Genomic DNA, 19,315 nt, shown 5'->3' with positions numbered 1-19,315 from the left:
AGGAGTGGTACATGGCCGATACGCGGCGTTGGTTCTGGCTCGGTGGGGTAGTCCTGCTTTGCGCATTTGTCTGGTTGCTGCACCCGATCCTCACGCCGTTTCTGGTGGCGCTGCTGCTGGCTTATCTGTTCGATCCGCTGGTGGATCGCCTGGAGCGGCTCGGTTTGTCGCGTACTTGGGGCGTGATCGCGGTGTTTGCTCTGTTCACCTTGATCGTCACCGCGCTGCTGCTGGTGCTGGTGCCGATGCTCGCTAAGCAGTTGCTGCGTCTGTACGAGTTGGCGCCGCAAATGCTCGACTGGTTGCAACACACGGCGTTGCCGTGGGCACAGGCCAAGCTGGGGCTTTCGGACGGTTTCTGGAAGTTCGACAAGGTCAAAGCGGCGATCAGCGAACACATGGGCCAGACCACCGACATTGTCAGTGTGGTGCTGAGTCAGGCGACCGCTTCGAGTCTGGCGCTGATCGGCTGGCTGGCCAATCTGGTGCTGATCCCGGTAGTAAGTTTCTACCTGCTGCGCGACTGGGACGTGATGATGGCCAAGATCCGCAGCCTGCTGCCGCGTGATCGCGAAGAACGTGTGGTCGCGCTGGCCGGCGAATGTCATGAGGTGTTGGGCGCATTCGTTCGCGGTCAGTTGCTGGTGATGCTGGCGCTGGGCGTGATCTACGCGGCAGGCCTGATGATTGTCGGGCTGGAGCTGGGGCTGTTGATCGGTCTGATCGCGGGTCTGGCGGCGATCGTGCCGTACATGGGCTTCGTGATCGGTATTGGCGCGGCACTGATTGCCGGGTTGTTCCAGTTCGGTGGCGATCTGTACCCGATGGTCGGGATCGTCGCGGTGTTCATGGTCGGTCAGGCGCTGGAAGGCATGGTGCTGACGCCGTTGCTAGTCGGCGACCGCATCGGTCTGCATCCGGTGGCGGTGATCTTCGCGATTCTGGCTGGCGGTGAGCTGTTCGGTTTCACCGGTGTGCTGCTGGCATTGCCGGTGGCGGCGGTGATCATGGTGCTGGTGCGCCATGTGCACGACTTGTACAAGGATTCCGACATCTATAGTGGCGTTGACGATCCGCAGTTGTAATGGTGCGGGCCAACCCGGCGAATCGCCGGTTGGCCCGTGTCCTGCAGGCGCTGGCGCCAAAGAATCTGTCATAAAACCAGCGTATTAACGCAAACCTTTGATTTTGCTTGGACTCTGTCGCATTGTGCGCTCAGCTTCACGGGTATAAACTTCGCAAACTTTACACAGAGGCCACTAACGGTTCCTTGAGAACTGTTCAGTCAGCATGAAACCGATTCAGCTGCCCCTAGGTGTGCGTCTGCGTGACGACGCCACCTTCATCAACTACTACCCAGGCGCCAATGCCGCTGCACTCGGCTATGTCGAGCGTCTATGCGAAGCCGACGCCGGCTGGACAGAAAGCCTGATCTACCTGTGGGGCAAACACGGCGTAGGGCGTACGCATCTGTTGCAGGCGGCGTGTCTGCGATTCGAGCAGATGGGGGAGCCGGCGGTGTACTTGCCGTTGGCCGAATTGATGGATCGCGGCGTTGAAATCCTCGATAACCTTGAACAGTACGAACTGGTTTGCCTGGATGACTTGCAGGTGATCGCCGGCAAGGCTGACTGGGAAGAGGCGATGTTTCATCTGTTCAACCGTCTGCGTGACAGTGGTCGGCGCTTGCTGATCGCCGCCTCGACCTCTCCGCGTGAACTGCCGGTCAAACTGGCTGACTTGAAATCGCGCCTGACCCTGGCGCTGATTTTCCAGATGCGTCCGCTCTCCGATGAAGACAAATTGCGCGCGCTGCAATTGCGCGCATCGCGTCGCGGTCTGCACCTGACCGATGAAGTCGGGCATTTTATTTTGACTCGCGGCACCCGCAGCATGAGTGCGTTGTTTGACTTGCTTGAACAGCTCGATCAGGCCTCGTTGCAGGCTCAACGCAAGCTGACCATCCCCTTCCTGAAAGAAACGCTAGGCTGGTAACGGCGCGGCTTTCAGCGTGTCTCGGCATATTTCAGGCGCCACAAAATCCGCTTTCCTGCACGGTGTGCAGGCCGCGTATCGGTTCAAATGGGCTTAAGCGCTTAGATGTAAACGAGAAACCGAGAAGTCACAAAAAGATCGATTGAATTTGCAAATGAGGTTGATAGCGGGCATAGTCTCGGCTTCTTTACAACTATCAGCCACGGTCGTGCCCATGCTAAAGCGCTTCGCACCCCTCGTGCCTCTCGCACTCGTCACCCTGTTGTACGGTTGCGCTGCTCATTCTCCAGTTCAAGAGCAGCCTCAACAGGTTAAAAATTCTGCCACGGCCCAGTCTTCCGTTATTTACCAGGAAGAACTGGACACCGAAAAAGAACTCAACGAATTCAATGGCAAGAAGCCTTATCAGCTTCCTGTTCTGGCCGACAGCATCCTTGAGCGCGGCATGTCCCTGATCGGTACCCGTTACCGTTTTGGCGGTACCTCTGAAGCCGGCTTCGATTGCAGCGGTTTCATCGGCTACCTGTTCCGCGAAGAAGCCGGCATGAACCTGCCACGCTCGACCCGCGAAATGATCAACGTTGATGCTCCGCTGGTCTCGCGCAGCAACCTTGAGCCGGGCGATCTGCTGTTTTTCGCCACCAATGGTCGTCGCGGTCGTGTCAGCCACGCCGGGATCTACCTGGGTGACAACCAGTTCATCCACTCCAGCAGTCGTCGCAGCGGCGGTGTTCGCATCGACAGCCTGGGTGACAGCTACTGGAGCAAGACTTTCATCGAAGCGAAACGCGCATTGGCCAACGCTCCGACGGTCGTTACCGCTCGCAAGTAATCCCCGTTGTCGCTGCGTTCGCGGCGACAATCAGGCTCCCGGCAACGGAGTAGACCTAGACTTTACAAGGTGAAGTTAAAGTCTTACTTGAAGTTTGCCGCGTAGCCGCTAGAATCCTGTATCTATATTGATGGCAAACCGCCTGCGTGCTCACGCAGGCGGTTTTGTTTTCTGTCCATCGGCAGAAAAAGCCGCAGCCAGATCAGGATGTTCTGCTTATGACGATGTCGGCCCGCCTCACATTGATGCTCTGCATAGCGCTGCTCAGCGCCTGCGCCAGTCGCACGCCGCCACCTGCGCCGGTGGTTCGCGCCCCGGTCGTATTCGGCCCCTCCCAAGCTTTTTCACCGGCTGCTGAAGACGTGCTGTTTCGCGCGCTTGGCCTGGTCGGCACGCCTTATCGCTGGGGCGGTAACACGCCGGATTCGGGGTTTGATTGCAGTGGCCTGATCGGTTTTGTCTACCGCGATGCGGCGGGTATTTCGTTGCCACGTTCCACGCGCGAAATGATCGTCATGCAGGCGCCGAACGTCGGCAAGGAAGGCTTGCAGACTGGCGACCTGATCTTCTTCGCCACCAATGGCGGTTCGCAGGTCAGTCACGCGGGGATTTACGTCGGCGAAGGGCGCTTTGTGCACGCGCCAGCCACGGGCGGCACGGTGAAGCTGGACAGCCTGTCGAAGGCGTATTGGCAGAAGGCTTATCTGAGTGCCAAGCGGGTGCTGCAGCCGGAGCATCTGGCGCATAACCCGTAATTCAAGTTGCCCAAAATCTAATGTCTAGGAGTGAGCCTGCTCGCGATGACGGTGTCACATTCAACATCAATGTTGAATGATCGACCGCTATCGCGAGCAGGCTCACTCCTACAGTTGTTTGTGCATGGCGAAAACTATTTGCTGGCCGACACTCGCCACACCTTGTTGCCAACATCATCCGCTACCAGCAAGCCACCTTGCTGGTCGATCACCACGCCCACCGGCCGACCCAAAGCATTCTCGTCCTTGTCGAGGAACCCGGTCAGGACATCCACCGGTTTGCCGCTTGGCTTGCCACCGGTAAACGGCACGAAAATCACCTTGTAGCCACTGTGCGGCTTGCGGTTCCACGAGCCGTGCTGACCGATGAATGCGCCTTCCTTGAACTGCGCTGGCAATTTGTTGCCGTCGGCAAAACTCAGGCCCAACGAGGCAGTGTGCGGCCCGATCGCGTAATCCGGGGCGATGGCTTTGGCCACCAGATCGGGGTTTTGCGGCGTAACGCGGACATCGACATGCTGACCGTAGTAACTGAACGGCCAGCCATAGAAACCACCGTCCTTCACTGAAGTGATGTAGTCCGGCACCAGATCACTGCCGATCTCGTCACGCTCGTTGACGGCTGTCCACAGCGCCCCACTGGTGGGTTCCCAGGCCAGGCCATTGGGGTTGCGGATGCCCGAGGCGAAGATGCGGTGATTGCCGGTCGCCCGATCGACTTCCCAGATCGCTGCGCGGCCTTCTTCTTTATCCAGACCATTTTCGCCGACGTTGCTGTTCGATCCGACAGTGACGTACAGCTTGCTGCCGTCCTTGCTGGCAATGACGTTTTTGGTCCAGTGGTGATTCAGCGTGCCGCCCGGCAGATCGACTACCTTGATTGGCTGCGATTTGATCTCGGTCGCGCCCGGTTCGTAGTTAAAGCGCAGCAGGCGATCGGTATCGGCGACGTACAGATCATTGCCGACCAGGGTCATGCCGAACGGCGAGTTGAGGTTCTGCAGAAACACCGTGCGTGTTTCCGCGACGCCATCATGATCGGCGTCACGCAGCAGGGTGATGCGGTTCGGGCTCGGCACGCCGGCGCCGGCCTTACCCATGACTTTCTTCATGACCCAGCCACGAATGCCGCTGCTGTCATCAGGCTTCGGCGGGGCGTTGGTTTCCGCCACCAGCACATCGCCATTGGGTAGCACATAGAGCCAGCGCGGATGATCGAGGCCTTCAGCGAAGGCTGCCACCTGAGTACCGGCCGCTGCGGTCGGTTTGCCGCCCGCGGGCCAGCCGATCGCCGGGGCGATGTTCACCGTCGGAATCAGGGTCTTGTTTGGTTCAGGCAATTTCGGTGACGGGCCGGTGCCGTCGGAGACTTGCAGGCTGGAGGTTTCACCGCAGGCGGCGAGTCCTCCGGCGAAGGCGATGACAAAAACGAGCTGGGGCTTGCGCATTGCTGATCTTCCCTATGAATGCATTCCTAATCATAGAGGAGGGCGCAAGCCCGATGGTTCAACTGCTCAGCCGCGGGCTTCCTTGAACAGCACGGCAATGCCCGGGTGATAGTTGCCGGCTTCGCTGCGCAATTTGCGGTAGGCGTAGGGGAAATACCAGGCGACCGCGCAGGTGTGTTCCTTTTGCAGGTCGTCGACCATGTCTTGCAGCTCTTCGGGGCTGGCGCTGTGCTGGGCTTTTTGCGGCGCGACAAACAGGCAGCCGAGCTTGAGGTCGCTGGCATAACTGATGCGCTTGGCGTCGTTGGTGATGTCCAGCAGAGCTTGAGTCAGATTCAGGTTGGTGACCTTTGGCCAGCGCTGAGTGGCCTGGATAAAGGCGCGGTCTTCGGCACCGGCGAGAAAAAGGTCGGCGCGAGCGTTGCGCTCGCCTTCTTCATTCTGTTTGCGCGTGGCAGTGTCATTCAAAGTGACCAGCTCGGCCATCCAGGCCGCCGCCGAGAGCAATCCGAGATTGGCTTTCTCGTCATGCCAGTACGGGGTGTCGCTGTCGCCGCGCACGGCGTTGTAGCGGTCGATACAGTCAAACCAGCGTTCAAGCACCGGGCGCAGAAATTCCAGGCGCGGGTTGCTGATGATCATGCCTTGCATCGTCATCATCCTTTATTGTTGTGGTGGGCTTTTCGGAAAAAGCATGGCTCTTTGATATCATTTGTATCAGTGTGGCACAAGATTGGCGTCAGATAATTGATCGGCGGCAGTTATTCGCCCGATGGCCGCCTCTTTAATTGACGCTCCACCCCCAACCCTCTAACCTTCGCCGCTTGTTTCAGGTGCTCTGTGACCCCCGTCGACAGAGTGAAACAGGGAAGCCGGTGAGGGTTGTCTTCGCACGAAGAACCACCACGATCCCGGCGCTGCCCCCGCAACGGTAAATGAGTGAAAACTGCGCCTTGAGCCACTGCCTCGACAGAAGCGGGAAGGCGCGCAGTCAGGCGAAACGCCGCTCATGAGCCCGGAGACCGGCCTGATCCATCCAGCGGCATCACGGTGGGCGATGCCAGGCTTTTTGCCGTCTATTCTTGTGCCTGCCCGCCGTTATCCAGCCCCAACGGAGAGCTCCCCCATGACTGATTCCCCCGAGCGCGACGAACGCCACCTGGCGCGTATGCAGCGCAAAAAAGCCGTGATCGATGAACGCATCGCCAACTCGCCCGATGAGTGCGGCCTGGTGCTGGTGCTGACCGGCAACGGCAAAGGTAAAAGCAGCTCGGCCTTCGGCATGCTCGCCCGCGCCATGGGCCACGGCATGCAGTGCGGTGTGGTGCAGTTCATCAAGGGCCGTAACAGCACCGGTGAGGAGTTGTTCTTCCGCCGCTTCCCAGAGCAGGTGCGTTTCCACGTGATGGGCGAAGGTTTCACCTGGGAAACCCAGGATCGTCAGCGCGACATCGCCGCTGCCGAAGCCGCGTGGGCGGTTTCCCGTGAGCTGCTGCGCGATCCGTCGATCGGTCTGGTGGTGCTCGACGAACTCAACATCGCCCTCAAGCACGGCTACCTCGATCTCGATCAGGTGCTCAGCGATCTACAGGCGCGTCCGCCGATGCAGCATGTGATCGTCACCGGTCGTGCGGCCAAGCCGGAAATGATCGAGATGGGCGACACGGTCACCGAAATGGGCATGCTCAAACACGCCTTCCAGGCCGGGATCAAAGCGCAGAAAGGCGTCGAACTTTGAATCAACCACGTCACTGCCCGGCGGTACTTATCGCCGCGCCGGCCTCCGGTCAGGGCAAGACCACCGTCACCGCCGCGCTCGCCCGTTTGCATCGCAATCAGGGGCGCAAGGTGCGCGTGTTCAAATGCGGTCCGGACTTTCTCGACCCGATGATTCTCGAGCGCGCCAGCGGTGCGCCGGTGTATCAACTGGACATGTGGATGGTCGGCGAGCAGGAAAGTCGTCGCCTGTTGTGGGAAGCCGCTGCCGAGGCGGATCTGATTCTGATCGAAGGCGTGATGGGCCTGTTCGACGGCACACCGTCCAGCGCCGATCTGGCGCGGCACTTCGGTGTGCCGGTGCTCGGTGTGATCGACGGCACGGCGATGGCGCAGACCTTTGGTGCGCTGGCGCTGGGCCTGGCGAAGTATCAACCGGATTTGCCATTTGCCGGCGTGTTGGCCAATCGTGTCGGCACCTTGCGCCATGCGCAATTGCTCGAAGGCAGTCTCACGGAAGGTCTGCGTTGGTACGGCGCGTTGTCCCGCGAGACTGGCATCGAACTGCCGAGCCGCCATCTCGGTCTGGTGCAGGCCAGCGAACTGAATGACCTGGATGTGCGTCTCGACGCCGCTGCCGACGCACTGGCCAGCAGTTGCGAGGTAGCGCTGCCACCGGCCGTGGAGTTCGCCGCGCCTGACGTCATCGCTGTCGAGCCGCTGCTGAAGGGTGTGCGCATTGCCGTTGCGCGTGATGAGGCGTTTGCCTTCACCTATGGCGCGAGTCTCGATCTGTTGCGCGCGATGGGCGCCGAGCTGAGTTTCTTCTCGCCGATTCGCGATACGCAATTACCTGAAGCGGACAGCTTGTATCTGCCCGGTGGTTATCCGGAACTGCATCACGTTGCGTTGTCGCAAAACACCGCGATGGTTGAGGCGATCCGTGCGCATCATGCGGCGGGGAAACCGTTGCTCGCTGAATGTGGCGGGATGCTTTATTTGCTCGACTCGCTGACCGATGTTGAAGGTACGCGTGCTGAACTGGTCGGGTTGCTCAAGGGCGACGCGGTGATGCAAAAGCGTCTGGCGGCACTGGCGCTGCAAGCTGTGGATCTGCCGGAAGGCTCGTTGCGCGGGCACACTTATCATCATTCGCTGACCACCACCGAGCTGACGCCGATTGCCCGTGGCTTGAGCCCGAATGGCGGGCGCGGTGCCGAGGCGGTTTATCGGGATGGGCGGATGACGGCTTCTTATGTGCACTTCTATTTCCCGTCGAATCCGACTGCGATTGCCGCATTGTTTGTGCCAGACCGTGAGGCCGCCTTCGCGAGCAAGCTCGCTCCCACAGGGGATCGTGTTTCTTGAGCAAGCCCCCCGTCCAATGTGGGAGCGAGCTTGCTCGCGAAGAGGCCATGACCGACAACGCATTCTCCGAAGCCGAGCGCGAAGCGGTTTACAGAGCCATCGCCGAACGCCGCGACATGCGCCACTTCACCGGTGGCAGCGTCGAGCCGGAGCTGTTGCGCCGACTCTTGGAAGCCGCCCACCAGGCGCCAAGCGTCGGCCTGATGCAGCCTTGGCGCTTCATTCGCATCAGCGACCGAACTTTACGCGGCCAGATCCAGAATCTCGTCGAAGAAGAGCGCGTCCGCACCGCTGAAGCGCTCGGCGAGCGCAGCGACGAGTTTATGAAGCTCAAGGTCGAAGGCATCCACGATTGCGCCGAAGTGCTGGTCGCGGCGCTGATGGACGATCGCGAAAAACACATCTTCGGTCGCCGCACGCTGCCGGAAATGGACATGGCCTCGCTGTCCTGCGCGATCCAGAATCTGTGGCTGGCCTCTCGCGCCGAAGGCTTGGGCATGGGCTGGGTCTCGCTGTTCGAACCGCAGGCGCTGGCCGATCTGCTGAAACTGCCTGAAGGCGCCAAGCCGCTGGCGGTTTTGTGTCTGGGCCCGGTCAAGGAATTCTATCCGGCGCCGATGCTGGTACTCGAAGGGTGGGCGCAGGCGCGTCCGCTCAATGAGTTGCTGTATGAAAATTATTGGGGAGTGAGTCAATGAGTGTGGCGTTGTTGAGTGTCGCCGCAGTGGCGCTGGATGCGCTGCTCGGTGAACCGAAACGCTGGCATCCGCTGGTGGCGTTCGGCAATTTTGCCGGGCGCATCGAGCAACGTTTCAACGCCGCTGGCCGGGGCTGGCGCAGCCATGGCGTCACCGCGTGGGTGATCGCGGTGCTGCCGCTGACCTTGCTCGCCACGGCGTTTGCCTGGGCGCCGTACGTGGGTTGGGTCGTTGAGATTCTCGCGTTGTATTGCGCCCTCGGCATGCGCAGCCTCGGTGAGCATGTCGCGCCGGTGGCTGCTGCTTTACGTGCGGATGATCTGGATGAGGCGCGCAAGCGAGTCGGCTATCTGGTCAGTCGTCAGACCGATGAACTCGACAGCACTGCCGTCGCTCGCGCTGCCACTGAGTCAGTGCTGGAAAACGGCAGTGACGCGGTGTTTGCCGCGCTGTTCTGGTTTGTCGTGGCGGGTGCGCCGGGCGTTGTGCTCTATCGCTTGAGCAACACGCTCGATGCGATGTGGGGCTACCGCAACGAACGCTTCGAGCGTTTCGGTTGGGCCGCAGCGAAAATCGACGACGTGCTCAACTACATTCCTGCGCGTCTGGTGGCGTTGACCTACGCACTGCTCGGCAAAACCCGACTCGCATTGAAATGCTGGCGCACACAGGCGCCGAAATGGGACAGCCCCAACGCCGGTCCGGTGATGGCGGCGGGCGCTGGTGCGCTGGGCGTGGAATTGGGCGGCCCGGCGATTTATCACGGTGAACTTCACGACCGTCCTCAGCTTGGCGAGGGCGCAGCGGCTGACGCAGATTCCATCGACCGTGGCTGGCAATTGGTCCAGCGCGGCGTATGGTTATGGCTGCTGATTCTCTGCGTGGGGGCTGAATTCTATGCTTGAGCACGGTGGCCGGCTGCGCAAGGCTGCACACGATTACGGCATTGCCGAGGCGGACTGGCTCGACCTGTCCAGCGGCCTCGCGCCATGGCCATTTCCGATCCCGGAAATCCCGCTACGCGCCTGGGCGCGCTTGCCGGAAACCGATGACGGTCTGGAGCAAGCCGCGTGTGATTACTACGGCGCCGCGCAGGTGTTGCCGGTGGCCGGTTCGCAGATGGCTATCCAGTTGCTGCCGCGTTTGCGCCGCGCCGGCAAGGTTGGTGTGTTGTCGCCGTGTTATGCCGAACATGCCGAAGCGTGGCGGCGCAGTGGTTATATCGTGCGCGAGGTGCTGGAGCAGGAAGTCGAGTTCTTTCTCGACAGTCTCGACGTGCTGGTGGTAGTCAATCCGAACAATCCGACCGGCCTGAGCCTGACCCAGGCACGGTTGCTCGACTGGCATGCGCGGCTCGCCCGGCGCGGTGGCTGGCTGGTGGTCGATGAAGCGTTCATGGACAACACGCCGCAACTGAGTCTGGCCCCGCATGCGCATCAGGTCGGGCTGATCGTGTTGCGTTCGTTCGGCAAGTTTTTCGGTCTGGCCGGGGTGCGTCTGGGCTTTGTCCTGGCCGAGCGCAAGTTGCTCAAACTGCTCGCCGAACAGGTCGGGCCATGGGCCGTGAGCGGGCCAACCCGAGTGCTTGGCCAAGTGTGTCTGCAAGACACTGAAGGGCACACACGGCAACGGATTCGCAGTGATGAAGCCAGCGAACGACTGGCAGCGCTGCTTGAACGCTATGGCTTCAAGCCGCAGGGCGGTTGCGCGCTGTTCCAGTGGTTGATCACCGAGCATGCCGAAGCGTTGCACGAGTTCATGGCCCGCCGCGGCATCTTGCTGCGCATCTTCACCCACAACAGCAGCCTGCGTTTTGGCTTGCCCGCCAATGCGGCTGAAGAGGCGCGTCTCGAACACGCTTTAATCGCGTTTACCAAGGACAAACCATGACCACGCTGATGGTGCAGGGCACCACTTCCGACGCCGGCAAAAGCACACTGGTGACGGCGCTGTGCCGCTGGGCGACCCGGCAGGGCGTGGCAGTCGTCCCGTTCAAGCCGCAGAACATGGCGCTGAACAGTGCAGTAACGGCGGATGGTGGTGAGATCGGCCGTGCACAAGCGGTGCAGGCGCAAGCGGCGTTTCTTGAGCCGCACACCGATATGAACCCGGTGCTGCTCAAGCCGAACAGCGACACCGGCGCGCAAGTGATCATTCATGGTCGCGCGGTGACGTCGATGAATGCCGTGGCGTACCACGACTACAAAGCCATCGCGATGAAAGCTGTTTTGGCTTCTCACGAGCGACTCAGCGCCGCCTATCCGCTGGTGATGGTCGAAGGCGCGGGCTCGCCGGCCGAGATCAATCTGCGCGCGGGCGACATCGCCAACATGGGCTTTGCCGAAGCGGTGGATTGCCCGGTGTTGCTGATTGCCGACATCAATCGTGGCGGGGTTTTCGCGCATCTGGTCGGCACCCTGGAGTTGCTGTCGCCGAGCGAACAGGCGCGGGTCAAAGGATTCATCATCAACCGTTTTCGCGGTGACATCGCCTTGCTGCAACCGGGCCTCGACTGGCTGGAACAACGCACCGGAAAACCGGTGGTGGGCGTGTTGCCGTACGTGATGGATCTGCATCTGGAGGCCGAGGACGGCATCGATCAGCGCCAGACCGACAAGGCCGAACAAGTCTTGAAAGTGGTAGTGCCGGTATTGCCGCGCATCAGCAACCACACCGACTTCGATCCGCTGCGCTTGCATCCTCAGGTCGATCTGCAATTTGTCGGGCCGGGGCAGGCGATTCCTGCTGCTGACCTGATCATTCTGCCGGGCTCGAAAAGCGTGTGCAGCGATCTGGCGTATTTGCGTGCCAATGGTTGGGATTCGGCGATCAACCGGCATCTGCGTTATGGCGGCAAAGTGTTGGGGATTTGTGGCGGTCTGCAGATGCTCGGTGAGCAGGTGCATGACCCGCTCGGTCTTGAAGGTGCGCCGGGCACGAGTGCCGGTTTGGGCTTGCTGGCGTTCGAAACCATGCTTGAGGCCGACAAGCAGTTGCGCAATGTGCGTGGGCGGTTGGCGCTTGAGAATGCTGAAGTCAGTGGTTATGAAATTCATGCTGGCGTGACCAGCGGCCCGGCGCTGGAGAATGCGGCGGTGTACCTGGATGACGGTCGTTGCGACGGTGCACAGAGTGCTGACGGACAAGTGTTCGGCACCTATCTGCATGGCCTGTTCGAAGGGCCGGCGGCGAGTGCCGCGTTGCTGCGCTGGGCCGGATTGAGCGATGTGCAGGAGGTGGATTATCACGGCTTGCGCGAGCGCGATATCGAGCGGCTGGCGGATCTGGTGGAAAAGCATCTGGATACCGAGCTGTTGCGTCAGCTCTGCGGGATTTGAGGTGAATTTAATGGCCTCATCGCGAGCAAGCTCGCTCCCACAATGGCCCGGTTGGTCATGAATTCTGTTTGCACCCCATAACCCTGTGGGAGCGAGCTTGCTCGCGAAGAGGCCAATTGCCTCAACACATAACTCTGTGGATAAACCCATGCTCCAACTGATCCTCGGCGGCGCCCGCTCCGGCAAAAGTCGTCTGGCCGAAAAGCTCGCCAGCGATAGCGGCCTGGCCGTGACCTACATTGCCACCAGCCAACCGCTGGATGGCGAGATGAGCGACCGCGTCGCCCATCACCGTGCTCGCCGTCCTGCCGAATGGGCACTCATTGAAGAACCCTTGGAACTGGCCCGCGTCCTGCGCGAATCCGCCAGCGCCGAGCATTGCCTGCTGGTCGATTGCCTGACGTTGTGGCTGACCAACCTGTTGATGCTCGACGACGCCGAACGCCTCGCTGCCGAGCGCGAAGCCTTGCTCGACTGCCTGGCGTCCTTGCCGGGTGAAATCATTTTTGTCAGCAACGAGACCGGAATGGGTGTCGTGCCGCTGGGCGAATTGACTCGCCGCTACGTCGATGAAGCCGGTTGGCTGCATCAAGCTCTGGCCGAGCGCTGTCAGCGTGTTGTCCTGACCGTCGCCGGCCTGCCCCTGACTCTGAAAGGACCTGCGTTATGACTCAAACCTGGTGGCTGAACCCGTGCAAACCGGTCGATCTCAACGTCGTTGAACAAGCGGCGGCGCGGCAGCAGCAACTGACCAAACCCGCCGGTTCGCTGGGGCGTCTGGAATCGGTCGCGGTGCAACTGGCCGGCCTGCAAGGCCAGGTCAAACCGACGCTCTCGCAAGTGTGGATCGCGATTTTTGCCGGTGATCACGGCGTGGTCGCTGAAGGCGTTTCGGCGTTCCCGCAGGAAGTCACCGGGCAGATGTTGCTTAACTTCGTCAGCGGCGGCGCGGCGATCAGCGTGCTGGCGCGGCAGCTTGATGCGCAGCTGGAAGTGGTCGATCTGGGCACGGTGAATCCCGCGCTGAACCTGCCGGGTGTGCGCCACTTGAACATCGCCGCAGGCACGGCGAACTTCGTGCTCGGCGCGGCGATGACTCAGGCCCAGGGCGAACTGGCGTTGCTGGGCGGTCGCGACAGTCTGCTGCGGGCGAAAGCGGCGGGCGCGCAGCTGTTCATCGGTGGCGAAATGGGCATTGGCAACACCACGGCGGCGAGCGCATTGGCCTGTGCCTTGCTCGATTGCCCGGTGGCGCATCTGACCGGCCCCGGCACCGGGCTGAATGCCGAAGGTGTCAGTCATAAGGCGCAAGTGATCGAGCGAGCGCTGGCGTTGCATGCCGCGCAGCGTGGCGATGCGTTGCAGACGCTGTTCAATCTCGGCGGTTTTGAAATCGCCGCGCTGGTCGGTGCGTATCTGGCGGCGGCTCAAGAAGGCGTTGCGGTGCTGGTCGACGGCTTTATCTGCACGGTCGCGGCGCTGGTTGCGGTGCGTTTGAATCCGGCTTGCCGCGAGTGGTTGTTGTTCGGTCATCGCGGTGCCGAGCCGGGCCATCGCCATGTGCTGGAAACCCTGAATGCCGAGCCGTTGCTGGAACTCGGTTTACGTCTGGGCGAGGGCAGTGGCGCGGCACTGGCGGTGCCTCTGTTGCGCTTGGCTTGCGATCTGCACGGGCAGATGGCGACATTCGCCGAAGCGGCGGTGGCGGATCGTCCGGCATGACCTTGCATCTGGATCTGCTGCGCCACGGTGAGACGGAACTGGGCGGTGGTCTGCGTGGCAGCCTCGACGATGCACTGACCGAAAAGGGCTGGACGCAAATGCGTGCGGCGGTGGTCGAGGGCGGGCCGTGGGATCGGATCGTCAGTTCGCCGTTGCAACGTTGTGCGCGGTTTGCCGCCGAACTGGGTGAGCAGCTAAGTTTGTCCGTGCATCTGGACAAGGATCTGCAGGAGCTGCATTTCGGCGCGTGGGAAGGTCAGAGCGCGGCGGCGTTGATGGAGACTGATGCCGAAGCACTGGGGCTATTCTGGGCCGATCCGTATTCGTTTACGCCGCCGCAGGGTGAACCGGTCAGCGAGTTTTCTTCTCGAGTACTGGCGGCCGTTGCGCGCTTGCACAATACCTACGCTGGTGATCGGGTGTTGCTGATCAGCCACGGCGGCGTGATGCGCCTGTTGCTGGCGCAAGCGCGCGGGCTGCCGCGCGAACAACTGCTTAATGTTGAAGTCGCTCACGGCGCGGTGTTTGCGCTGACGGTCGAGGCGGATGGTTCGCTCAAGGAAGGTTACTGACATGTTGCCGCTGTGGATCGCCCTGCAATTTCTCAGCAGTCTGCCGATTCGTTTGCCGGGGATGCCCGAGCCGGAACAGCTGGGGCGGTCACTGCTGTTTTATCCGTTGGTGGGCCTGCTGTTCGGAGTGATCCTGTGGGCATTGAATCTCGCCTTGAGCGGCGCGCCGTTATTGCTGCATGCGGCACTGTTGCTGACAGTGTGGGTGTTGCTCAGCGGTGCCTTGCACCTTGATGGTCTGGCCGACAGCGCCGATGCCTGGCTCGGCGGTTTTGGTGATCGCGAGCGGACGCTGACGATCATGAAGGACCCGCGCAGCGGGCCGATTGCGGTAGTGACGCTGGTGTTGGTGTTGTTGCTCAAATTTGCTGCGTTGTTGGCGTTGATCGAGCAGCAGCAAGGTCTTGCATTGGTGATCGTACCGTTGCTCGGGCGAGCGGCGTTGCTTGGGTTGTTTCTGGCTACACCATATGTGCGTGCGGGCGGGTTGGGGCAGGCGTTGGCCGATCATTTGCCGCGCAAGGCCGGTTGGTGGGTGCTGGGCTTGAGTGCTCTGGGCTGCGTGTTGATCGCCGGGTTTGGCGCTGTCGTTGCGCTGATGATTTCGGTCGGTGTGTTTGTCTGGTTGCGGCAGGTGATGATGCGGCGGTTGGGCGGGGCGACGGGCGATACGGCGGGTGCGTTACTGGAATTGCTGGAGATGATGGTGTTGGTTGGATTGGTTTTGGTCTGATGGATTTCTACTGGTCATGCCGGCCTCATCGCGAGCAGGCTCACTCCTACAATTTGAAATGCATTTTCCTGTAGGAGTGAGCCTGCTCGCGATAGCGGTTTGTCAGGCACCACAAATGTTATGGGTAAACTCATCTGTAACTTGATTTAACACAGTCGCGGGTATATACACGCATCATGCTTCCTTCTCAGTGTTTGTGCACCAACCTGCGTCGCGCCGCTCGTGGCGTCAGCAGGCATTACGACGGCGCTCTCGATGGCTTCGGGATCAACGTTGCGCAGTATTCTTTGCTGTGCAATCTGCAGCGTCTGGATCAACCGAGCATCTCGGCACTGGCCGAAGCCATGGGGCTGGATCGCAGCACCCTCGGGCGCAATTTGCGCGTGCTGGAAGGCGAGGGACTGGTGGCGTTGGCAGAGGGCGAGGACATGCGTAACCGCATCGTCAAGCTCACCGAGACCGGCGTGCAACGCCTGGCAGCGGCACTGCCGGCCTGGGAAGCGGCGCAGCAGCGGTTGATTGACCGACTGGGTGCCGAGAAGCGTGAAACCTTGCTCAGATTGCTGGATGAACTGGCCTGAGGCCGGTTTTTTCCAAACTCAAGCGGGTATATACCCGCAAGCGGAGAACAACAATGACATCGATGTGGCGTACGTGCGGTTGGGTGTTGGTCGGAAGTGCGCTGATTTTGGCATTGTCATTGGGCGTGCGGCACGGTTTCGGCTTGTTCCTGTCACCGATGAGTGCGCAATTCGGCTGGGGGCGAGAAGTGTTTGCCTTCGCCATTGCCTTGCAGAACCTGATCTGGGGTCTGGCACAACCGTTTACTGGCGCACTGGCTGACCGTTTCGGCGCGGCAAAAGTGGTACTTGTCGGTGGCGTTCTCTATGCGGCGGGTCTGGTGTGCATGGGCCTGTCCGACTCGGCAGTGACGCTGTCACTGAGTGCCGGTCTGCTGATCGGTATTGGCCTTTCCGGTACTTCGTTCTCGGTGATCCTCGGTGTCGTAGGACGTGCCGTGCCGCCAGAGAAACGCAGCATGGGCATGGGTATTGCCAGTGCCGCCGGTTCGTTCGGTCAGTTCGCCATGTTGCCGGGCACGCTGGGTCTGATCGGCTGGCTTGGCTGGTCGGCCGCGTTGCTGGTGCTGGGCCTGCTGGTGGCGCTGATCGTGCCGTTGGTGAGCATGCTCAAGGATAAGCCGCTACCGGTGCTTGGCCATGAGCAAACGCTGTCCGAAGCCTTGCGCGAAGCCTGCTCGCATTCGGGTTTCTGGTTGCTGGCATTTGGCTTTTTCGTCTGCGGTTTTCAGGTGGTGTTCATCGGCGTGCACCTGCCTGCGTATCTGGTCGATCAGCATCTGCCAGCCAGCGTTGGCACCACGGTGCTGGCGTTGATCGGCCTGTTCAATATCTTCGGCACCTACACCGCTGGCTGGCTCGGCGGGCGCATGTCCAAACCGCGATTGCTGACGGCGTTGTACCTGTTGCGGGCGGTGGTGATTGCGCTGTTTCTGTGGCTGCCGGTGACGACCACGTCGGCCTACCTGTTCGGTATGGCCATGGGGTTCCTGTGGCTGTCGACGGTGCCGTTGACCAACGGTACGGTGGCGACCTTGTTTGGCGTACGAAACCTGTCCATGCTCGGCGGCATCGTGTTCCTCTTCCATCAGTTGGGATCGTTCCTTGGCGGCTGGCTGGGCGGAGTGGTGTATGACCGAACCGGGAGTTATGACTTGATCTGGCAAGTGGCGATTCTTCTGAGCCTGCTGGCGGCCGCGCTGAACTGGCCGGTGCGCGAGCGGCCGGTCGCACGCCTGCAAGCCGCTGCGAGCGCCGTATGAGTCGACTCTGGCCGCGTATCGTCATCAGCGCACTCGGCGCCGCATTGCTGGCGCTGGTGTGGTGGGGCTGGCATCAGGGCGGTCTGGCGCTGATGCAGCTGGGCATGAGCATTTGCTAGAACGTGGCGTGGCGAGTAACGTCGAAGTCTGACGACTGCTCAAGGATGCTCGACATGCTGATGCGCTGGTGTGCTGTTCCCGCGTTGCTGATGGCGTTGACTGGTTTGGCTCACGCGGCTGACTGTCCCGAATTGCTGCAGGGCTCGCTGCCCAAGTTGCGAGCCAAGGAATCCATCGATCTTTGCAAGCAGTACGCCGACAAACCGTTGGTGGTGGTCAACACCGCCAGCTTCTGCGGTTTCGCGCCGCAGTTCGAAGGCCTCGAAGCGCTGCATAAACGCTACGAAGGGCAGGGGCTGGAAATGCTTGGCGTCCCTTCCAACGACTTCAAGCAGGAGTCCAAGGACAGCGCCGAGACCGCCAAGGTCTGCTACGCCAACTACGGCGTGACGTTCAACATGACCGAGCCGCAGAAGGTGCGTGGTGACGACGCTACGCATATGTTCCAGGTGCTGGCGGCACAAAGTAGCGCGCCGAAGTGGAATTTCTACAAGTATGTGGTCGATCGCCAGGGTAAGGTCATCGCCAATTTCTCCAGCCTGACCAAGCCTGATGATCCGGAATTTATTGCTGCGATCGAGAAGGCTATCGCCTCGAAACCACTGAAGCCCTGATGCGCTGAGCTTTTTGTGGGAGAGGGCTTGCTCGCTCCCACATTGGAAGTGTGTCGTGGCGGGAAGCAAACTCAAGGCAATAAAAAGCCCCGTCTCTGCAAAGAGAACGGGGCTTTTTTGTGGGCGAGGGGTCAGCCTCGCCGTACAGCATCAGAAGCGATAGGTCGCGCCGACACCGAAACCATTTGCCGAGTTTTCATACTTGGCATCGTAGCTCTGGCCACGATTGTTTTCGTTGCGGATCTTCACCGACTCTTCTTTCAGGTACGAGTAAGCGACGTCGATGGTCAGGTCTTCGGTCGGGCTCCAGCCGGCACCGATACTGAAAATGGTCCGGTCGCCGGTAGGAATGCGTGGCGAACGGTCGACGTTGTTGGTTGGCGACTGGTCGAAGGTCAGACCGGTACGCAGCACCCATTCCTTGTTCAACTGGTACGAAGTACCCAAGGCATAAGCCCAGGAGTCGTGCCAGTTCTGGTCTTCGGTGATCTCGCCGAACTGACCGGCCAGCAGCGGCTGTACGCCGGAGTTCTTGACGGTGATTTTTTCCAGCTGGCTCCAGCGGGTCCACGTGGTACCGGCATACACGTTCCAGCGATCGTTGATTGCCTGGGTAACCGAGAGGTCGACCGATTCAGGCGTGGTGATCTTCAGCGAAGCGTCGTACTTCTGGTTGGCGCCCAGGCCGACTGCGGCGAGCGCGCCGTAGTTGACCTTGGTGTCGCCTTCGAGCTTGTAGTCGACTTTCGAGTGGTACGTCAGACCAACGCGAGTGGTGTCGGTGGCTTGTACCAGCAGGCCGACGTTGTAGCCCAGTGCAGTGTCGTCACCCTTGATCTTGACCTTGCCGTCCGGCAGGGCCTGGGTGATCGACAGGTTGGATTCCAGCGTGCCGTCAATGCGGTTGATGGTCGGACCGAAACCGATCGACACCTTGTCGTTGAAGGCGTAGCTGACGGTTGGCTGGAAGGTGATCACTTGTACTTCGGACTTGCTGCCGAAGTAACGGCCGGCAAAGCCTTTTTCGTAATCGGTAATCAGGCCGAACGGCACGTAGACGCCGAGACCGAATGCCCAATGATCATCGATTGGTTTGACGTAGAAGCCCATAGGTACGGAGGTGAAGGGCACCATGTCGCCTTTGTTGCTGCCGCCGTTAGGGCTGGAGCTGGCATCGCTGATATCGGTTTTTGCATCGAGGAATGCCACACCGCCGGTGACTTGTTCGCGCTTGATGCGCGACATGCCGGCAGGGTTGCCATAAACAGTGCTTGCGTCGTCGGCAGAAGAAGATCGCCCAGCGTAACCAGTGCCCATCCCGCTGATACTGTGTTCGTTGATGGCAAAGCCAGCTGCGAAGATCTGGGTGGATGCCATGGTAACGGCGAGGCTAAGGGTGGTTTTGAGCATGACTTTTTTCATTATTAGAACTCCTGGTGATCACCGGGGCGAAAATTACCAACATTTTCGTCTCAGCGCTATAGTCCGTATGCCTTGAGTTAGAGCGGTTTTGTAGGACAATCCGACCAAAATCGCGACCTGTTGTACGATCTTCTGAAAC

Annotated in this window: 21 protein-coding genes and 1 riboswitch; of the genes, 18 read left to right on the top strand and 3 right to left on the bottom strand. The window is 60.5% G+C overall.

The features are described 5' to 3' along the window. Positions 1 to 11 precede the first annotated feature (11 nt). The 4 genes from GTU76_RS09495 (at position 12) to GTU76_RS09480 (ending at position 3,582) form a co-directional block, all read left to right on the top strand. Entirely contained in the window at positions 12 to 1,085 is a 1,074-nt protein-coding gene (locus GTU76_RS09495) for an AI-2E family transporter (protein WP_016987858.1), read from the top strand. A gap of 205 nt (positions 1,086 to 1,290) precedes the next feature. Further along, positions 1,291 to 1,995 carry a DnaA regulatory inactivator Hda gene (hda, locus tag GTU76_RS09490; protein WP_007919828.1) on the top strand — a complete coding sequence of 235 codons (705 nt, stop codon included), beginning with the start codon at positions 1,291 to 1,293 and terminating at the stop codon, positions 1,993 to 1,995. Between the two features lie 214 nt (positions 1,996 to 2,209). Next, positions 2,210 to 2,827 (top strand): C40 family peptidase, encoded by a 618-nt coding sequence (locus GTU76_RS09485; protein WP_007919826.1) that lies wholly within the window; start codon positions 2,210 to 2,212, stop codon positions 2,825 to 2,827. Between the two features lie 218 nt (positions 2,828 to 3,045). After that, positions 3,046 to 3,582 (top strand): C40 family peptidase, encoded by a 537-nt coding sequence (locus tag GTU76_RS09480; protein ID WP_016987857.1) that lies wholly within the window; start codon positions 3,046 to 3,048, stop codon positions 3,580 to 3,582. 134 nt (positions 3,583 to 3,716) lie between these two features. Here the strand turns inward: GTU76_RS09480 and GTU76_RS09475 are convergent, their stop codons facing one another. Beyond that, positions 3,717 to 5,030: a PQQ-dependent sugar dehydrogenase gene (locus GTU76_RS09475; RefSeq protein ID WP_175554965.1), complete on the bottom strand. Its 1,314-nt coding sequence runs from the start codon at positions 5,028 to 5,030 to the stop codon at positions 3,717 to 3,719. Between the two features lie 66 nt (positions 5,031 to 5,096). Continuing rightward, a complete protein-coding gene (locus tag GTU76_RS09470) occupies positions 5,097 to 5,681 on the bottom strand; it encodes a hypothetical protein (RefSeq protein ID WP_077571724.1) in 585 nt (194 codons plus the stop codon). Positions 5,682 to 5,844: 163 nt separating this feature from the next. Continuing rightward, positions 5,845 to 6,075, top strand: a riboswitch (cobalamin riboswitch). A gap of 81 nt (positions 6,076 to 6,156) precedes the next feature. Between GTU76_RS09470 and cobO the strand changes: the two genes are divergently transcribed. The 14 genes from cobO (at position 6,157) to GTU76_RS09405 (ending at position 17,754) form a co-directional block, all read left to right on the top strand. Next, positions 6,157 to 6,768: a cob(I)yrinic acid a,c-diamide adenosyltransferase gene (gene cobO / locus GTU76_RS09465; protein WP_003223053.1), complete on the top strand. Its 612-nt coding sequence runs from the start codon at positions 6,157 to 6,159 to the stop codon at positions 6,766 to 6,768. Continuing rightward, entirely contained in the window at positions 6,765 to 8,114 is a 1,350-nt protein-coding gene (locus GTU76_RS09460) for a cobyrinic acid a,c-diamide synthase CobB (protein ID WP_180698498.1), read from the top strand. The genes cobO and GTU76_RS09460 overlap by 4 nt, the downstream gene beginning before the upstream one ends. Positions 8,115 to 8,161: 47 nt before the next feature. Then, positions 8,162 to 8,812: a 5,6-dimethylbenzimidazole synthase gene (bluB, locus tag GTU76_RS09455; RefSeq protein ID WP_016987853.1), complete on the top strand. Its 651-nt coding sequence runs from the start codon at positions 8,162 to 8,164 to the stop codon at positions 8,810 to 8,812. After that, entirely contained in the window at positions 8,809 to 9,717 is a 909-nt protein-coding gene (gene cbiB / locus GTU76_RS09450; RefSeq protein ID WP_180698497.1) for an adenosylcobinamide-phosphate synthase CbiB, read from the top strand. Before bluB ends, cbiB begins: the two co-directional genes overlap by 4 nt. Beyond that, positions 9,710 to 10,702, top strand: a complete 993-nt coding sequence (gene cobD, locus GTU76_RS09445) for a threonine-phosphate decarboxylase CobD (protein ID WP_180698496.1) — start codon at positions 9,710 to 9,712, stop codon at positions 10,700 to 10,702. The genes cbiB and cobD overlap by 8 nt, the downstream gene beginning before the upstream one ends. Further along, the gene (locus GTU76_RS09440) at positions 10,699 to 12,150 is read left to right on the top strand and encodes a cobyric acid synthase (RefSeq protein ID WP_180698495.1); all 1,452 of its coding nucleotides are present in this window, start codon (positions 10,699 to 10,701) and stop codon (positions 12,148 to 12,150) included. The genes cobD and GTU76_RS09440 overlap by 4 nt, the downstream gene beginning before the upstream one ends. Positions 12,151 to 12,298: 148 nt before the next feature. Then, complete coding sequence (gene cobU / locus GTU76_RS09435) at positions 12,299 to 12,820, top strand: bifunctional adenosylcobinamide kinase/adenosylcobinamide-phosphate guanylyltransferase (protein ID WP_175554960.1); 522 nt, start codon at positions 12,299 to 12,301, stop codon at positions 12,818 to 12,820. Then, positions 12,817 to 13,872: a nicotinate-nucleotide--dimethylbenzimidazole phosphoribosyltransferase gene (gene cobT / locus GTU76_RS09430; protein WP_016987848.1), complete on the top strand. Its 1,056-nt coding sequence runs from the start codon at positions 12,817 to 12,819 to the stop codon at positions 13,870 to 13,872. Before cobU ends, cobT begins: the two co-directional genes overlap by 4 nt. Then, entirely contained in the window at positions 13,869 to 14,444 is a 576-nt protein-coding gene (cobC, locus tag GTU76_RS09425) for an alpha-ribazole phosphatase family protein (protein ID WP_175554959.1), read from the top strand. Before cobT ends, cobC begins: the two co-directional genes overlap by 4 nt. A 1-nt stretch (position 14,445) precedes the next feature. Then, the gene (locus GTU76_RS09420; protein ID WP_175554958.1) at positions 14,446 to 15,177 is read left to right on the top strand and encodes an adenosylcobinamide-GDP ribazoletransferase; all 732 of its coding nucleotides are present in this window, start codon (positions 14,446 to 14,448) and stop codon (positions 15,175 to 15,177) included. Positions 15,178 to 15,353: 176 nt separating this feature from the next. Continuing rightward, complete coding sequence (locus tag GTU76_RS09415) at positions 15,354 to 15,758, top strand: MarR family winged helix-turn-helix transcriptional regulator (protein WP_016987845.1); 405 nt, start codon at positions 15,354 to 15,356, stop codon at positions 15,756 to 15,758. Between the two features lie 53 nt (positions 15,759 to 15,811). Then, complete coding sequence (locus tag GTU76_RS09410; RefSeq protein ID WP_016987844.1) at positions 15,812 to 17,020, top strand: MFS transporter; 1,209 nt, start codon at positions 15,812 to 15,814, stop codon at positions 17,018 to 17,020. Then, positions 17,017 to 17,139 (top strand): hypothetical protein, encoded by a 123-nt coding sequence (locus tag GTU76_RS30240; RefSeq protein ID WP_016987843.1) that lies wholly within the window; start codon positions 17,017 to 17,019, stop codon positions 17,137 to 17,139. The genes GTU76_RS09410 and GTU76_RS30240 overlap by 4 nt, the downstream gene beginning before the upstream one ends. Before the next feature lie 54 nt (positions 17,140 to 17,193). Next, a complete protein-coding gene (locus tag GTU76_RS09405) occupies positions 17,194 to 17,754 on the top strand; it encodes a glutathione peroxidase (protein ID WP_016987842.1) in 561 nt (186 codons plus the stop codon). Between the two features lie 150 nt (positions 17,755 to 17,904). Here the strand turns inward: GTU76_RS09405 and GTU76_RS09400 are convergent, their stop codons facing one another. Next, on the bottom strand, positions 17,905 to 19,176 hold the full coding sequence (locus tag GTU76_RS09400) for an OmpP1/FadL family transporter (protein ID WP_016987841.1): 1,272 nt from the start codon (positions 19,174 to 19,176) through the stop codon (positions 17,905 to 17,907). Between the last annotated feature and the right edge of the window lie 139 nt (positions 19,177 to 19,315).

This window comes from Pseudomonas crudilactis (assembly GCF_013433315.1).
Taxonomy (GTDB): Bacteria; Pseudomonadota; Gammaproteobacteria; order Pseudomonadales; family Pseudomonadaceae; genus Aquipseudomonas; species Aquipseudomonas crudilactis.
This window is presented reverse-complemented; position numbering and strand designations above follow the sequence as displayed.

Coding starts and splice junctions, on each gene's coding strand:
- GTU76_RS09495 (WP_016987858.1), top strand. CDS start 12: ATGGCCGATACGCGGCGTTGGTTCTGGCTCGGTGGGGTAGTCCTGCTT.
- hda (WP_007919828.1), top strand. CDS start 1,291: ATGAAACCGATTCAGCTGCCCCTAGGTGTGCGTCTGCGTGACGACGCC.
- GTU76_RS09485 (WP_007919826.1), top strand. CDS start 2,210: ATGCTAAAGCGCTTCGCACCCCTCGTGCCTCTCGCACTCGTCACCCTG.
- GTU76_RS09480 (WP_016987857.1), top strand. CDS start 3,046: ATGACGATGTCGGCCCGCCTCACATTGATGCTCTGCATAGCGCTGCTC.
- GTU76_RS09475 (WP_175554965.1), bottom strand. CDS start 5,030: ATGCGCAAGCCCCAGCTCGTTTTTGTCATCGCCTTCGCCGGAGGACTC.
- GTU76_RS09470 (WP_077571724.1), bottom strand. CDS start 5,681: ATGCAAGGCATGATCATCAGCAACCCGCGCCTGGAATTTCTGCGCCCG.
- cobO (WP_003223053.1), top strand. CDS start 6,157: ATGACTGATTCCCCCGAGCGCGACGAACGCCACCTGGCGCGTATGCAG.
- bluB (WP_016987853.1), top strand. CDS start 8,162: ATGACCGACAACGCATTCTCCGAAGCCGAGCGCGAAGCGGTTTACAGA.
- cbiB (WP_180698497.1), top strand. CDS start 8,809: ATGAGTGTGGCGTTGTTGAGTGTCGCCGCAGTGGCGCTGGATGCGCTG.
- cobD (WP_180698496.1), top strand. CDS start 9,710: ATGCTTGAGCACGGTGGCCGGCTGCGCAAGGCTGCACACGATTACGGC.
- GTU76_RS09440 (WP_180698495.1), top strand. CDS start 10,699: ATGACCACGCTGATGGTGCAGGGCACCACTTCCGACGCCGGCAAAAGC.
- cobU (WP_175554960.1), top strand. CDS start 12,299: ATGCTCCAACTGATCCTCGGCGGCGCCCGCTCCGGCAAAAGTCGTCTG.
- cobT (WP_016987848.1), top strand. CDS start 12,817: ATGACTCAAACCTGGTGGCTGAACCCGTGCAAACCGGTCGATCTCAAC.
- cobC (WP_175554959.1), top strand. CDS start 13,869: ATGACCTTGCATCTGGATCTGCTGCGCCACGGTGAGACGGAACTGGGC.
- GTU76_RS09420 (WP_175554958.1), top strand. CDS start 14,446: ATGTTGCCGCTGTGGATCGCCCTGCAATTTCTCAGCAGTCTGCCGATT.
- GTU76_RS09415 (WP_016987845.1), top strand. CDS start 15,354: ATGCTTCCTTCTCAGTGTTTGTGCACCAACCTGCGTCGCGCCGCTCGT.
- GTU76_RS09410 (WP_016987844.1), top strand. CDS start 15,812: ATGACATCGATGTGGCGTACGTGCGGTTGGGTGTTGGTCGGAAGTGCG.
- GTU76_RS30240 (WP_016987843.1), top strand. CDS start 17,017: ATGAGTCGACTCTGGCCGCGTATCGTCATCAGCGCACTCGGCGCCGCA.
- GTU76_RS09405 (WP_016987842.1), top strand. CDS start 17,194: ATGCTGATGCGCTGGTGTGCTGTTCCCGCGTTGCTGATGGCGTTGACT.
- GTU76_RS09400 (WP_016987841.1), bottom strand. CDS start 19,176: ATGAAAAAAGTCATGCTCAAAACCACCCTTAGCCTCGCCGTTACCATG.